Origin of the sequence: Streptomyces sp. NPDC088745, from assembly GCF_044751045.1 — a bacterium.
In the GTDB taxonomy this organism is placed as follows: Bacteria; Actinomycetota; Actinomycetes; order Streptomycetales; family Streptomycetaceae; genus Streptomyces; species Streptomyces cremeus.
In genome coordinates this window covers 150,735-164,417 of record NZ_JBIVLB010000004.1, presented here as the reverse complement: position 1 = coordinate 164,417, position 13,683 = coordinate 150,735, and the positions used below count along the sequence as shown (strand labels likewise).

General features: G+C 72.6%; 16 protein-coding genes. 3 read left to right on the top strand and 13 right to left on the bottom strand.

Annotated features, from left to right (window positions below; translation table 11 throughout):
* Window positions 1–2: 2 nt before the first annotated feature.
* From ACIP93_RS13620 to ACIP93_RS13600, 5 genes are all read right to left on the bottom strand, one after another.
* Window positions 3–401, bottom strand: a complete 399-nt coding sequence (locus tag ACIP93_RS13620) for an OB-fold nucleic acid binding domain-containing protein (protein WP_345217495.1) — start codon at window positions 399–401, stop codon at window positions 3–5.
* Between the two features lie 101 nt (window positions 402–502).
* Window positions 503–1,189, bottom strand: coding sequence for a response regulator (locus ACIP93_RS13615; RefSeq protein WP_345217493.1), 687 nt, complete (start codon window positions 1,187–1,189; stop codon window positions 503–505).
* Between the two features lie 52 nt (window positions 1,190–1,241).
* Window positions 1,242–3,785 carry an ATP-binding protein gene (locus ACIP93_RS13610; RefSeq protein WP_401758165.1) on the bottom strand — a complete coding sequence of 848 codons (2,544 nt, stop codon included), beginning with the start codon at window positions 3,783–3,785 and terminating at the stop codon, window positions 1,242–1,244.
* Window positions 3,786–4,608: 823 nt separating this feature from the next.
* Window positions 4,609–5,343 (bottom strand): ABC transporter ATP-binding protein, encoded by a 735-nt coding sequence (locus ACIP93_RS13605; RefSeq protein ID WP_401758162.1) that lies wholly within the window; start codon window positions 5,341–5,343, stop codon window positions 4,609–4,611.
* 95 nt (window positions 5,344–5,438) lie between these two features.
* Entirely contained in the window at window positions 5,439–5,615 is a 177-nt protein-coding gene (locus ACIP93_RS13600) for a hypothetical protein (RefSeq protein ID WP_401758159.1), read from the bottom strand.
* A 45-nt stretch (window positions 5,616–5,660) separates the two neighbouring features.
* Here ACIP93_RS13600 and ACIP93_RS13595 point away from each other — a divergent pair, with 45 nt between their 5' ends.
* Complete coding sequence (locus tag ACIP93_RS13595; RefSeq protein ID WP_401758156.1) at window positions 5,661–5,855, top strand: hypothetical protein; 195 nt, start codon at window positions 5,661–5,663, stop codon at window positions 5,853–5,855.
* 64 nt (window positions 5,856–5,919) lie between these two features.
* On the opposite strand, the gene ACIP93_RS13590 is transcribed toward ACIP93_RS13595, so the two are convergent.
* From ACIP93_RS13590 to ACIP93_RS13580, 3 genes are read right to left on the bottom strand one after another with little or no spacing between them, the layout of a single operon-like run.
* The gene (locus ACIP93_RS13590; protein ID WP_345217484.1) at window positions 5,920–6,684 is read right to left on the bottom strand and encodes a DUF3710 domain-containing protein; all 765 of its coding nucleotides are present in this window, start codon (window positions 6,682–6,684) and stop codon (window positions 5,920–5,922) included.
* Window position 6,685: 1 nt separating this feature from the next.
* Window positions 6,686–7,243 (bottom strand): dUTP diphosphatase, encoded by a 558-nt coding sequence (dut, locus tag ACIP93_RS13585; RefSeq protein WP_401758153.1) that lies wholly within the window; start codon window positions 7,241–7,243, stop codon window positions 6,686–6,688.
* Entirely contained in the window at window positions 7,240–7,866 is a 627-nt protein-coding gene (locus ACIP93_RS13580) for a PaaI family thioesterase (RefSeq protein WP_345217480.1), read from the bottom strand. The genes dut and ACIP93_RS13580 overlap by 4 nt, the downstream gene beginning before the upstream one ends.
* Before the next feature lie 58 nt (window positions 7,867–7,924).
* Here ACIP93_RS13580 and ACIP93_RS13575 point away from each other — a divergent pair, with 58 nt between their 5' ends.
* Entirely contained in the window at window positions 7,925–8,374 is a 450-nt protein-coding gene (locus ACIP93_RS13575) for a DUF3093 domain-containing protein (RefSeq protein WP_401758150.1), read from the top strand.
* Here ACIP93_RS13575 and ACIP93_RS13570 read toward each other — a convergent pair.
* The 4 genes from ACIP93_RS13570 to ACIP93_RS13555 all read right to left on the bottom strand — a co-directional run bounded on the left by ACIP93_RS13570 (window position 8,371) and on the right by ACIP93_RS13555 (window position 11,993).
* Window positions 8,371–9,366 carry a hypothetical protein gene (locus ACIP93_RS13570; RefSeq protein ID WP_345217475.1) on the bottom strand — a complete coding sequence of 332 codons (996 nt, stop codon included), beginning with the start codon at window positions 9,364–9,366 and terminating at the stop codon, window positions 8,371–8,373. The genes ACIP93_RS13575 and ACIP93_RS13570 overlap by 4 nt on opposite strands.
* 13 nt (window positions 9,367–9,379) lie before the next feature.
* Complete coding sequence (locus ACIP93_RS13565) at window positions 9,380–9,676, bottom strand: DUF4193 domain-containing protein (protein WP_185026814.1); 297 nt, start codon at window positions 9,674–9,676, stop codon at window positions 9,380–9,382.
* Window positions 9,677–10,090: 414 nt separating this feature from the next.
* Window positions 10,091–11,332 carry a HAMP domain-containing sensor histidine kinase gene (locus ACIP93_RS13560; protein ID WP_345217473.1) on the bottom strand — a complete coding sequence of 414 codons (1,242 nt, stop codon included), beginning with the start codon at window positions 11,330–11,332 and terminating at the stop codon, window positions 10,091–10,093.
* A gap of 7 nt (window positions 11,333–11,339) precedes the next feature.
* The gene (locus tag ACIP93_RS13555; RefSeq protein ID WP_185026810.1) at window positions 11,340–11,993 is read right to left on the bottom strand and encodes a response regulator transcription factor; all 654 of its coding nucleotides are present in this window, start codon (window positions 11,991–11,993) and stop codon (window positions 11,340–11,342) included.
* A gap of 363 nt (window positions 11,994–12,356) precedes the next feature.
* On the opposite strand from ACIP93_RS13555, the gene ACIP93_RS13550 reads away from it, so the two are divergent.
* Window positions 12,357–12,527: a hypothetical protein gene (locus ACIP93_RS13550; RefSeq protein ID WP_345217470.1), complete on the top strand. Its 171-nt coding sequence runs from the start codon at window positions 12,357–12,359 to the stop codon at window positions 12,525–12,527.
* 76 nt (window positions 12,528–12,603) lie between these two features.
* Here ACIP93_RS13550 and ACIP93_RS13545 read toward each other — a convergent pair whose 3' ends face one another.
* Entirely contained in the window at window positions 12,604–13,422 is an 819-nt protein-coding gene (locus tag ACIP93_RS13545; protein WP_401758145.1) for an inositol monophosphatase family protein, read from the bottom strand.
* Between the last annotated feature and the right edge of the window lie 261 nt (window positions 13,423–13,683).

The window sequence follows — 13,683 nt, the reverse complement described above, 5'->3', positions numbered from 1 at the left end:
GGCTACTCCTGTCCGAGCGGTCGGAGTTCGTATTTGGGGTTGAAGAGCACGCGGCGGCCGTGGCTCATGGAGATCCGGCCGGAGGCGATGAGCTTGCGGCCGGGCTCTATGCCCGCGATGGAGCGGCGGCCCAGCCAGACCACGTCCAGGGGCGCGGTGCCGTCGAACAGCTCCGCCTCCAGGGCGGGCACACCGGCGCGCGGACGCAGGGTGACCGTGCGCAGCGTACCGGTCACCTTGACGACCTGCCGGTCGTCGCAGGCCGATATGGGGGTGCAGCCGACGGCGTGGGTGTCCTCCTGGAGCTCCGTGCAGTGCAGGTCCTCCTGGGAGCTGGACAGCCGGTCGAGCATCCTGCGGAACCGCCCGGTCTGCTTCTCGGGACGAGGTACGGCACTCATACCGGAAGCGTACCGGGGTCGGGGCCCGCGGGGTCACCCGCCGTAGTCACGATCTTCCCCGGGCCGCCGGGCCCGGCCGCGCCGGGCACGAGGTCCCGTGGCTACCGCTCGAAGCGGTACCCCATGCCCGGTTCGGTGATGAAGTGCCGCGGATGCGCCGGGTCCGCCTCCAGCTTGCGGCGGAGCTGGGCCATGTAGACCCGCAGGTAGTTGGTCTCGGTGCCGTACGAGGGGCCCCAGACCTCCTGGAGGAGCTGCTTCTGGCTGACCAGCCGGCCGGTGTTGCGCACCAGCACTTCCAGGAGGTGCCACTCGGTGGGCGTGAGGCGTACGTCGCGGCCCTCCCGGTGCACCTTCTTCGCGGCGAGGTCGACGGTGAAGCCCTCCGTCTCGATGATGACGTCGCCCTCCTCGGCGGCGCCGACGGGTTCCGCCCTGCGGACGGCGGCGCGCAGGCGGGCCAGCAGCTCGTCCATGCCGAAGGGCTTGGTGACGTAGTCGTCGGCGCCCGCGTCGAGGGCCTCGACCTTCTCGTCGGAGGTGTGCCGGGCGGAGAGCACCAGGATCGGCACCCGGGTCCAGCCGCGCAGCCCCTTGATGACGTCGACGCCGTCCATGTCGGGCAGGCCGAGGTCGAGCACCACCACGTCGGGGTGGCGGGCGGCGGCGAGCTGGAGGGCGGCGGCCCCGTCGGCGGCCGCGTCGACCTCGTACTTGCGCGCCTTCAGGTTGATCACGAGCGCGCGGACGATCTGCGGCTCGTCGTCGACCACGAGCACCCGGGTCATGGGTTCTTCCTCACTGCTGTCGGGTCATTCGGGGAGTGGTGCGGGGTTGCGGTCATGACAGGACCTGCGCCGGGAAGTCCGGGCGGACCGGGGCTTGGCCGGGCGCGACCTTGAGGGTGAGCACCATGGTCATGCCGCCGCCGGGGGTGTCCTCGGCGGTGAGGGTGCCGCCCATGGCCTCGACGAAGCCCCGGGCGACCGCGAGGCCGAGGCCGACTCCCGCGCCGCGGGGGGCGTCCCCGTACCGCTGGAAGGGTTCGAAGATGCGGCCCTTGCTGTCGTCGGGGACGCCGGGGCCGCGGTCGGTGACGCGGACCTCGACGCGGTCGCCGAGCGCGCTGGCGGCGACGGCGACGGGGACGCCCGGCGGGCTGTACTTGACGGCGTTCTCGACGATGTTCGCGGCGGCCCGCTCCAGGAGGCCCCGGTCGACGGCGACCATCGGGAGGGTTTCGGGGATGTCGAGCTGGACGCTGTCGTCGGGGACGCCGACCAGCGCCATGGGGATGACCTCGTCCAGGTCGGTGACGCGGATGAGCGGGGTGACGGTGCCGGTCTGCAGGCGGGACATGTCCAGGAGGTTGCCGACGAGGTGGTCGAGCCGGTCGGCGCCCTCCTCGATGCCGGCGAGGAGTTCCGCCTCGTCGTCGTCGGACCAGGACACGTCGTCGCTGCGCAGGGAGGTGACGGCGGCCTTGATGGAGGCGAGGGGGGTGCGCAGGTCGTGGCTGACGGCGGCGAGGAGGGCGGTGCGTATCCGGTTGCCCTCGGCCAGCCGGCGGGCCTCCTCGGCCTCGCCGACCAGGCGCTGGCGGTCCAGTACGACGGCGGCCTGGGCGGCGAACGCGGCGAGGACGCGGCGGTCCTCGGCGGGCAGCGGGCGCCCCGACAGGGCGAGCGCCATGTGGTCGCCGACCGGCATGTCCACGTCGGCGTCCTCGGGGCGTTCGGCCGGATTCGGGCCCAGGCTGCCCGCGCAGGTCCACGGCTCGACGTCGCCGGCCCGCTCCAGCAGGGCCACGGACTCCATCGCGAAGGTCTCCCGGACCCGCTCCAGGAGGGCGTCGAGGGTGGTCTCGCCGCGCAGGACGCTGCCCGCGAGGAAGGACAGGATCTCCGACTCGGCGCGCAGCCGGGCGGCCTGGTGGGTGCGGCGCGCCGCCAGGTCGACGACGGAGGCCACGGAGACGCCGACCGCGAAGAAGATGATGATGGCGACGATGTTCTTGGGGTCGTCGATGGTGAGGGTGCGGGTGGGCGGGGTGAAGAAGTAGTTCAGGAGCAGGGAGCCGGCGGCGGCCGCGGCGAGGGCGGGCAGCAGGCCGCCGAGGAGGGCGGCGACGACGGTGAGGAAGAGGTAGAGCAGGACGTCGTTGGCGAGGCCGGGGGCGTTGCTGATGCTGTTGAGCAGGAAGGTCATCAGGACCGGGCCGATCACGCCGACCAGCCAGCCCGCGAGGATGCGGGTGCCGCCGAGCCGGGCGCCGCGGGCGACGGGCAGGCCGCGGCCCTTGGCGGCCTCCTCGTGGGTGACGATGTGGACGTCGAGGTCGGGGCCGGACTCGCGGGCGACGGTCTGGCCGACGCCGGGGCCCAGGATGTACTGCCAGGTCTTGCGGCGGGAGGAGCCGAGCACGATCTGGGTGGCGTTGACGCCCCGGGCGAACTCCAGCAGGGAGCTGGGTATGTCGTCGCCTATGACGTGGTGGAAGCTGCCGCCCAGGTCCTCGACGAGGGTGCGCTGGACGGCCAGCTCCTTGGGGGAGGCGGCGGTGAGGCCGTCGCTGCGGGCGACGTAGACGGCGAGGATCTCGCTGCCGGAGCCCTTGGCGGCCATCCGGGACGCCCGGCGTATGAGGGTGCGGCCCTCGGGGCCGCCGGTGAGGCCGACGACGATGCGTTCGCGGGCCTGCCAGGTGGAGCGGATGTTGTGCTCGCCCCGGTACTGCTGGAGGTACTCGTCGACCCGGTCGGCGACCCACAGGAGGGCCAGCTCGCGCAGGGCGGTGAGGTTGCCGGGGCGGAAGTAGTTGGAGAGGGAGGCGTCGATCTTGTCGGACTGGTAGATGTTGCCGTGCGCCATGCGGCGGCGCAGTGCCTGCGGCGACATGTCGACCAGTTCGATCTGGTCGGCCCGGCGGACCACCTCGTCGGGGACGGTCTCGCGCTGGCGCACGCCGGTTATCGACTCCACGACGTCGCCCAGCGACTCCAGATGCTGGATGTTGACGGTCGATATGACGTCGATGCCGGCCTGCAGGAGGACTTCGACGTCCTGCCAGCGCTTGGCGTGGCGGGAGCCGGGGACGTTGGTGTGCGGCAGTTCGTCGACGAGGGCGACGGCGGGGTCGCGTGCCAGGACGGCGTCGACGTCCATCTCGGTGAAGCGGGCGCCGCGGTACTCGATCGTGCGGCGGGGCACCTCTTCGAGGCCGTGCAGCATGACCTCGGTGCGGGGGCGGCCGTGGTGCTCGACGAAGGCGACGACGCAGTCGGTGCCGCGCTCCACGCGTCGGTGGGCCTCGGAGAGCATGGCGTAGGTCTTGCCGACGCCCGGTGCCGCACCGAGGTAGATCCGGAGTGTCCCGCGTCCCATGGCCTCATTGTCTTCCGAAAGCAGCGGTGCGCGCTGGGGCGAGCGGCTCGGTGAACCCCGTCGCGGCTGCGTGCGCTGCTGTCGACCTTAAGGCCAGCGAAGGGGGCGTTTCGGACAGGGTGCAGGCGGGAGGGGTGCTTTGACGGGATTCTGATGCGGGGCCGCTGGGGGGCGGGGAGCGAGGTGGGGGGGTGCGGGCGGGGGCTGGGAGCCGACCCGGCCGAGCCGGGAGGCGCGACGACGGCTACGGGAGCGGGCCCGCCGAAGGCCGGATCAGGGGCCCGGCGGCCAGCAGGGGAAAACCCGGTGCACACCGAGGGGCGGGACCGGCGGACGCGTAAGTCCGGGACCGGCGGCCATCCGGGGGGGAAGCGGGACCGGTGGCCGTCAAGCCCCGGGGCCGGCTGCCATCGAGGAACCGATGGCCGTCAAGACCCAGGACCGGCTGCCGCCGAGGGGGCGGGGCCCGGAACGCCGAAGCCCGGGACCGGCGACCGCCGAAGAGGCAGGACCGGCGGCTGCCAGGACCCGGGACCGGCGGCCACCGGAAGGAGCATGACCGGCCGCCACCGGGGGGGGCGGCACCGGGGACGTCAAAGCCCGGGCCGGTGGTTGCCCGGACACGGGGGCCGGTGGTGCGCTCGGGGCCCACCGTGAGCGCGGGCCCGCGCTCACGGCACAGGAGTTGCGGGGCCGACTGCGGGAGGGCCCGGGACACGGCGAAGCAGCTGCGGGGGCCGCCCCTGAGAGCGCCCGTGACGTGGCGGAAGTGCCTCGGGGCCCGCCGTGAAGAGGGCCCGCGACGCGGCACAGCCCGTTCCGTTCAGTCGGTCTCGATCATGCGGCCGTCACGCAGCTCCAGCACCCGGTCCGCGAAGCCGAGCAGCTGGGCGTCGTGGGTGGCCACCAGCGCCGTCACCCTCTCGCTGCGGACCACCGCCCGCAGGAGCTCCATGACCGCGAGGCCGGTCTCCGCGTCGAGCTGGCCGGTGGGCTCGTCGGCGATCAGCAGGGCGGGCCGGTTGGCGAGCGCGCGGGCGATGGCGACGCGCTGCTGCTGGCCGCCGGAGAGCTCGGTGGGGCGCTGCGCGGCGTGGTCGGCGAGCCCGACCAGGGAGAGCAGCAGCGCCACCCGCTCCTCGCGCTCCTTGGGGTCGGTCTTGCGCAGCCGCAGCGGCACCCCGACGTTCTCGGCGGCGCTGAGGATGGGGATCAGGCCGAAGGACTGGAAGACGAAGCCGACGCGGTCGCGGCGCATCTCCAGGAGGCCGTTCTCGCCGAGGGAGCCGATGTCGGTGCCGTCGACGACGATGCTGCCGCCGTCCGCCTTGTCGAGGCCGCCGACGAGGTTGAGCAGAGTGGTCTTGCCGGAGCCCGACCGGCCCTTGAGCGCGACCAGTTCACCGCGCGGGACGTCGAAGGAGACGCCGCGCAGGGCGTGCACGGCGGCGGCTCCGGAGCCGAAGGACCGGTGCACGTCCCGCACGCGGACCATGGGGTCCTCCGCCAGTGCCGTGCCCGCCCCCGTACCGGTCGTGGTCTGTGTGCTGTCGGTCATCGTCCGCGTCCCCCGCTCGTACCTACCGCTGACACTCGTACTGCTGTCCGTGCGCCCATTGTCGCCCATGGGTCCGACAGCGGCCCCGCCGCCGCTCAATCTCCTTGATCGGAAGGTGGTTTCGTGCGGTCCGCCCACACCCCGACGTGGTCGGTCTCGGAGCTCAGGCGCACCCGGCCGCGCAGCCCGTACCGCTCGATGTGCTCGCGCGGCAGTTGCAGGCGCCCCACCCGGTCGAGCACGGCGAACAGCTCACCGGGCGTACCGGTCACGTCTGTTCTCCCAGTCGCAGTACGGCGCCCAGCTTGCGGCGTCCGGTGAGCGCGGTCTCCACGGCCACGGCCGCCGCGACCAGCAGCAGGAACCCGCCGCCCAGGACGGCGGTGGCCGCGTGGTCGATGCGCGGTACGGGGTCGAGCGGGCCGCCGGTGAAGCCCCGCAGGTCCAGGGGCGTCGCCGAGCAGCCTGGGCAGCAGGAGCCCGGGCGCGCCGCCGCCGATCATGGCGGCTGAACGGCCGGTGGCCCGCACCCCTTGCGGGAATGCGGGCCACCGGCCGTACGGACGAAAGGAAGGCTCAGCGCACCTCGGTGATCTCCGGCCCCCGCTGCAACTGCCCCATGCCGCCGGAGAAGCGGGACTCCGCCTGCTCCTCCTGCTGGACGCCCTCGGCGACCATCTGCGCGTCGTCGGGCAGCTTCAGGACGATCGGGTCGCGGGGAGCCATCGGCCCCTCGCCCCGGACGACCACGGTGTCCAGGAAGATCTGCTCCAGCACGCCCGCGGCCTCGGGCTGCACCGCGCCCTGCCCGGAGATCACTCCGCGCAGGAACCAGCGGGGCCCGTCGACGCCGACGAAACGCACCAACTGCACACCGCTGTTGCCGTCCGGGAGCTGGACGGGGACCTGCGCGCGCAGCTCCCAGCCGAGCGGGCCCTCGACCTCGTCGATGTGGCCGCCCTGGGAGGTGATGCCGGTGGCGATCTCCTCGCGGACCTCGCCCCAGATACCCTCCTTCTTGGGCGCGGCGAAGGCCTGCAACTGCACGGCGCTGTCGCGCAGGACGACGGTCGCGGCCACGATCGCGTCGCCCGCGACCTCGACGCGCAGTTCCATGCCCTCGACGCCGGGCACGAAGATGCCGCCCAGGTCGACCCGGCCCTCGCCGGGCGAGGAGACCTCGGAGACGTCCCAGGGGCCGTCGGGACGGGGGGCCGGCGGCAGGTTGACGCGCCGCCCCTCGCCCGCCCCGTCCTCTTCGGCCTCGACCTCTTCGGCGACCTGCTCGGTCACGCCCGCCTCGTCCTCGGCGGATTCGCTCTTCTTGCGACGTCCGAACACGTCACTGTCCTTCCCGGTCGGCAACGACCGAAGCGTAGGAGTTCCCGTCCATGGAGGCACCCGTGTCACCCGTGCCGCCCGCCGGGCCGCCCGCCCGGGCGCCCACCGCGGCGTGACCGCCGGTGGACCCGAAGCCCCCTTCGGCCCGCGCCGAGCCGGGGAGTTCCGCGACCTCGTGGAAGCGGACCTTCTCGACCTGCTGGACGACCAGTTGGGCGATCCGGTCGAAGCGCTCGAACCGCACGCTCTCGCGCGGGTCCAGGTTGACCACGATCACCTTGATCTCCCCACGGTACCCGGCGTCCACCGTCCCCGGGGCATTCACGAGCGCCAGACCGCAGCGGGCGGCGAGCCCGGAGCGGGGGTGCACGAACGCGGCGTACCCGTCGGGCAGCGCGACGGAGACACCGGTGGGCAGCACGGCCCGCTCGCCGGGGGCCAGGTCACAGGCTTCGGTGGTGACCAGGTCGGCCCCGGCGTCGCCGGGGTGTCCGTATTCCGGAAGGGGAACTTCCGGGTCCACGCGCCGGATCAGCACGTCCACGGGGTTACGGCTCACGGGTTCACCTCGAAGGCGCGGGCGCGCCTGATCTGATCGGGGTCGGCCATGGCCGCCCGGATCTCCTCCGGACGGCCGTTGTCGATGAAGTGGTCGACCTTGACTTCGATGAAGAGGGCGTCCGCGCGGACCGCGACGGGCCCGTCCGGGCCGCCGATCCGTCCGGTCGCCGTGGAGTAGATCTTGCGGCCGTGCACGGCGGTCACCTCGGCGTCCAGGTGCAGGACCGTGCCGACCGGTACGGGACGTACGAAATCGGTCTCCAGCCGTCCCGTCACCGCGATGACCCGCAGCAGCCACTGCAACGACCCGAGCGTCTCGTCCAGCGCGGTGGCCAGTACGCCGCCGTGCGCGAGGCCGGGGGCGCCCTGGTGGGCGGGCTTGACGGTGAATTCCGCGCTGACCCGCACGCCGGGACCCTCGCCCGCGCGCGCCGCCAGGTGCAGCCCGTGCGGCTGGCCCTCGCCGCACCCGAAGCAGTGCCCGTAGTGCGCGCCGAGCAGCTCGCCGGGGGCCGGGGCGTCGGGGTGGCGGAGGGGGGCCGTGGCGTCGGCCGGGGGCGTCAGGGCCGGGGAGGCGGCCGGGCGTCCGGGAGCGGCCTCCCGGGGGTTGTCAGTACTCACAGGCGCAGACCTTACCCGCGTACGGATACGCAGGTCGCGCCGTGCCAAGCTAAGCGGTATGCAGTCCTACGAAGAACGCCTGACCGCGCCCCGCTCCTGGTGGTTCATCACCGTGCTGGTGGGCATCGCGTGCGGGCTGATGCTGCTGCCGCTGGGCACGTTGCCGATGCTGGGCGCGGTGGTCGCCGGCATCCTGCTGACGGGCGCCCTGGTCAGCAGTTACGGATCGGTGCGGATCAGGGTGGTGGCGGGCTCGCTGGTGGCGGGCGACGCCCGGATCCCGGTGTCCGCGCTGGGCGACGCCGAGGTCCTGGACGCCGAGGAGGCGCGTGCCTGGCGCACGCACAAGGCGGACCTGCGCGCCTTCATGCTGCTGCGCAGCTACATTCCGACGGCGGTACGGATTCCGGTCACCGATCCGGACGATCCGACTCCGTACGCCTACCTCTCCACCCGTCACCCGCAGGCCCTGGCGGACGTGCTGGCGGCCGCCCGCACCGCGAGCTAGTCCTCCGGCTCCTTGCGGTCCGCCTCCAGCTCCCGCAGCTCGCGCGCGTGGTCCAGGGGCGGCAGCTCGGGCAGCGCGTCCCAGGGGACCTGGCGGGTGCGCAGGTCCTTGCGGATGTGCTCGGCGAGCTTCTTGGTGTCGCGGCGGTTCATGACCGCTCCGACGGCGGCGCCGACCATGAACGGCATCAGGTTCGGCAGGTTGCGCACCATGCGCTTCATGATCTGCTGGCGCAGCTCGCGCTTCATCTGTCCGCCGAGCGCCGCGTTCAGCGTGGTGGGCTTGGTGACGTCGACGCCGCGCTCCTCGGCCCAGGAGCCCAGGTAGGCGATGGTGCGCTGCTTGAGGTTGCCGGGCGGGCGCTGTCCGTAGACCTCGTGGAGTTCCGCGATGAGCTTGAGCTCGATCGCGGCGACGCCGGTGATCTCGGCGGCCAGCTCCGCCGGCATGGCGGGCGGCACGGGCATCATGGCGGCCGCGCCGACGCCCGCGCCCACGGTGGAGGTGCCGTTGGCGGCGCCCGCGACGAGCTTGTCGGCGAGCTGCTCGGGGGTGAGCCCCGGGAACTGCTTGCGCAGGGTCGCGAGGTCGCGCACGGGCACACGCGGGGCGCTGTCGATGACGCGGTCGGTGAGGTGGGCGAGGGCGGCCTTCGCGCCTTCGCCGCCCTTGCGGACGCCCTGCCGGAGGGCGGGGACGCCCTTCTTGAGCGTGGGAACGCCCTTTTTGAGAGCCGCCAGGCGCCGGGTCCCGGTCACGGACCCCTTCGAACCGCCGGGCGGGACCGCGAGGTCCTGCCCGCCGCTCTGTACGCCGGCGGCTTCTCCGGGTGCGCCGTCCGCGTCGGGGGATTCCCCGGCGGAGGACGGCACGAGGGCGGAGGACTCGGCGGACGCCTGCGTGGCGTCCGTCGGGCCGGTGCCGCCCGGTTGTGCCTCCGACGCCTTCTTGCGCCGGAAAGGCCGCTTCCTGAACGGTGTCGCGCCAGTCACGGCCGGCCCCGTCCTAGTCGCAGTCGCGGCAGATCGGCTGGCCGTTCTTCTCGCGGGCCAGCTGACTGCGGTGGTGGACCAGGAAGCAGCTCATGCAGGTGAACTCGTCGGCCTGACGGGGCAGCACGCGGACGGACAGTTCCTCGTTGGAAAGGTCCGCGCCGGGCAGCTCCAGGCCTTCAGCCTGCTCGAACTCGTCGACGTCGACGGTCGTGTTCGACTTGTCGTTCCGCCGCGCCTTGAGTTCTTCGATGCTGTCCTCGTTGAGGTCGTCATCGGTCTTACGTGGGGTGTCGTAATCCGTTGCCATGTCGCTCTCCCCCTCTGGGTGGTTGCGGTGTCTCCAGCGCGGTAACGCGTGAGAGGCCGGACTTGTGCCCGACCTGAGGCGGAGATTTTGCCTCACATCAAGGTCTGTTACTCAATCGACACCTCTGACGCACTCCGTGGAGTGATCGTCCGGGATGGCGATCGGGACCGTACACGGTCCGCATGTCGCACCGCCCGTGCGCCATCTCGTGTACTTCCCGTGATCCCACCCCCCGGAAACCCGGACTTTTCCCGGTTTACGAAGGGGCTGTTGATCACGGAGAGTGAGTGGCGGGAAAGTGCGACCTGTGATCGATCACACACGGAACCCCCGGGTTTCCATCCCGAAAATTCCGCTTAAAGCGAACACATTGACGGCTTCACCAGACGTCGCGTCCCCCGTGCCCGAAGGAACTCAGACCGGAAGTGTCACGCGCATGACGAGGCCGCCGCCCTCGCGAGGCTCCGCGATGATACGGCCTCCGTGGGCCCTCGCGACGCTGCGCGCGATGGACAGCCCCAGGCCTACGCCCTTGTCGCTGCCCGTGCGCTCCGTGCGCAGCCTCCTGAACGGCTCGAAGAGGTTGTCGATCTCGTACGCGGGAACCACTGGACCCGTGTTCGACACCACCAGCACCGCCTGTCCGTGCTGGACATCCGTCGTCACCTCGACCCAGCCATTGTCGGCCACGTTGTAGCGCACCGCGTTCTGGACGAGGTTCAGCGCGATCCGCTCCAGCAGCACACCGTTGCCCTGGACCACCGCGGGCATGCGCTCCCCGCGCAGTTCCACGCCCTTGTCCTGGGCCTCGCCGCGGGCCTGGTCGAGGGCCCGGGCGGCGACCTCGGCGATGTCGACGGGCTTGCGCTCGACGATCTGGTTGTCGCTGCGGGCCAGCAGCAGCAGGCCCTCCACCAACTGCTCGCTGCGCTCGTTGGTGGCCAGCAGGGTCTTGCCGAGCTGCTGGAGCTCCACCGGGGCCCCGGGGTCCGAGAGGTGGACCTCCAGGAGGGTCCGGTTGATCGCGAGGGGCGTGCGCAGCTCGTGGGAGGCGTTGGCGACGAAGCGCTGCTGGGCGGTGAAGGCGCGCTCCAGCCGGTCCAGCATCTCGTCGAAGGTGTCCGCCAGCTCCTTCAGCTCGTCGTCCGGGCCGTCCATCTCGATCCGCCGGGTCAGGTCCGTACCGGCCACACGGCGGGCGGTGCGGGTGATGCGGCCCAGCGGCGACAGCACGCGGCCGGCCATCGCGTACCCGAAGGCGAAGGCGATGACGCTGAGGCCGACCAGGGCGAGCAGGGAGCGGTTGAGGAGGTCGTTGAGCGCGTTCTGCCGCTGGTTGCTCATGCAGTCCCGCAGCAGCGTGTTCAGTTGGTCGTTGTTCTGCGCCCGCTCGATGGACGGGCACTGGTGGCTGGTGAGGTCGGCCGGACCCGAGATCTGGAAGTCCGGGTAGGCCGTGCCGTCCCGCAGCGCCTGCGCGGTCAGCAGGTAGATGATCGACAGCAGCAGGATGCCCGCGATCAGGAACATGCCGCCGTAGAGCAGCGTGAGCCGTATGCGGATCGTGGAGCGGATCCACGGGAAGGCGGGTTCGGGCTGGCGGGGGTCCCAGGAGGGTTTGGGCGGTGCTGCTGGTGGGGCGGGTGTGGTCTTCACCGCCGCCTCAGATCCGGTAGCCCGAGCCGGGCACCGTGACGATGACGGGGGGCTCGCCGAGCTTGCGGCGCAGGGTCATGACGGTGACCCGTACGACGTTGGTGAAGGGGTCGGTGTTCTCGTCCCACGCCTTCTCCAGGAGCTGCTCCGCGGAGACCACCGCGCCCTCGCTGCGCATCAGCACCTCGAGGACCGCGAACTCCTTGGGCGCGAGCTGGATCTCCCGGCCGTCGCGGAAGACCTCGCGCCGGTTGGGGTCGAGCTTGATGCCGGAGCGCTCCAGCACGGGCGGCAGCGCGACGGTGGTACGACGCCCCAGGGCGCGCACGCGGGCGGTCAGCTCGGTGAACGCGAAGGGCTTGGGCAGGTAGTCGTCGGCGCCGATCTCCAGGCCTTCCACGCGGTCGCTGACGTCGCCGGAGGCGGTGAGCATCAGGACGCGGGTGGGCATGCCCAGCTCGACGATCTTGCGGCAGACGTCGTCGCCGTGCACGAGCGGGAGGTCGCGGTCCAGGACCACGACGTCGTAGTCGTTGACGCCGATCCGCTCCAGGGCGGCGGCGCCGTCGTACACGACGTCGACGGCCATGGCCTCCCGGCGCAGTCCGGTGGCCACCGCATCGGCGAGCAGCTGCTCGTCCTCGACGACGAGTACGCGCACGTCGGGTCCTTCCTGTGGTGCCCGCGGATACGTCCCGCGGGCAGGGGTGTGTGGACCCCCATCCTGCCCGTTTCGGCCGTAAACCGGCTGTAAGACGGCTTGCGGGGGACTCCCGGCACGGTGGCGGACGCCCCGGCGCGGCCGCGACGTCCATGATTCCCGGGGAAGTTGAGGTTTCTCCTCCGCCGGCTCTGGGGAGGACGTCTAAACACCCGCGATCACGCCCCGTATGTGGCGCGCCACAGCCCGCTCAGTCCCCCGGGACGGTCCAGAGGGGATGCGCCGATGCCGACGGGGGTGCGTGTGATCGAACCACCCTCGGCACACCCCCGTGCCACCGACCCATGACGAGGGGGCGCACCCATGGACGCTTTCACCACCAGTCTTCTGAAGCGGATAAAGGACACCGAGTCGGACCTCTTCCGGGCCCGGGAGGCCGGCGACGACTTCCTCGTGGACGTCGAGCAGGAAGAGCTCAACGACCTGCACCAGCTCGCCGCCGAACACGGCGTGGAGATCGACATGGCCGCGTAGGCGGTACGCCCATGGACGGAGGGGCCCGTTCCGGTACGTCACCGGGACGGGCCCCTCCGTCATGCCGGGCGGCGCGTCAGTCGTGCCAGGCGCCCAGATCCTCCAGCAGGGCCCGGAGCGGGGCGAAGACGCCCGGGGACGCGGCGACCGTCAGTTCCGGGGAGGCCGGGACGCCGGGGCGGCCGCCGGTCAGGGCGCCCGCCTCCCGGGCGATCAGGTCACCGGCCGCGTAGTCCCAGGGGTTGAGCCCGCGCTCGTAGTAGCCGTCGAGGCGTCCGGCGGCGACGTCGCACAGGTCGACGGCCGCGGACCCGCCGCGCCGGATGTCCCGGAAGCCCGGGATCAGCCGCCCGGCGATCTCCGCCTGTCGCTTGCGGCGCTCGGCGAGGTAGCCGAAGCCGGTGCCGATCAGCGCCTGATCCAGGGCAGGGGAAGGGCGGACGGAGAGCTTCCGCTCCACCCCGGCGGGCCCGTCGCAGTACGCGCCGCCGCCGAGCACCGCCCGGTACGTCTCCCGGCGCATCGGCGCCTCGACGACGCCGACCAGGGTCTCGCCCCGGTACTCGGCGGCGACGGAGACGGCCCAGGTGGGCAGCCCGTACAGGTAGTTGACGGTGCCGTCGAGCGGGTCGACGACCCACCGCACCCCGCTGCTGCCCTCGGTCGCGGCGCCCTCCTCCCCCAGCACGCCGTCCTCGGGCCGCCACTCGGCGAGCAGCCCGGTGATCAGTTTCTCGGCGGCGAGGTCCATCTCGGTGACGACGTCCACGGAGCTGGACTTGGTCGCCGCCACCCCGAGGTCGTCCGGCCGCCCGTCGCGCAGCAGCTCCCCGGCCCGCCGGGCCACCTCCAGGGCGACCCCGAGAAGTTCGGTCTTCAAGGTCTCGTCGTTCACGTCTCTCCCAGGGGACGGTCCGCGCCCCGTCAGGGGCGCGGGGCTGTGTCGATGTGCGGCTCCGCCGCGTGGGCGCGGCCGGCCGCCGCGAACCCGCACGGAACCGGCGGCCGCGCGGCGAGCGCCTGCGGGAGGGGCCGGGGCGGGGAGGGGACCCCCCCCCCCCCCCCCCCCCCCCCCCCCCGGGGGGGCGCCCCCCCCCCCCCCCGGGCGGGGCGCCCCGGCGGGCCGCCACCCGCCCGGCCCCCCGGGGGGGGCGGG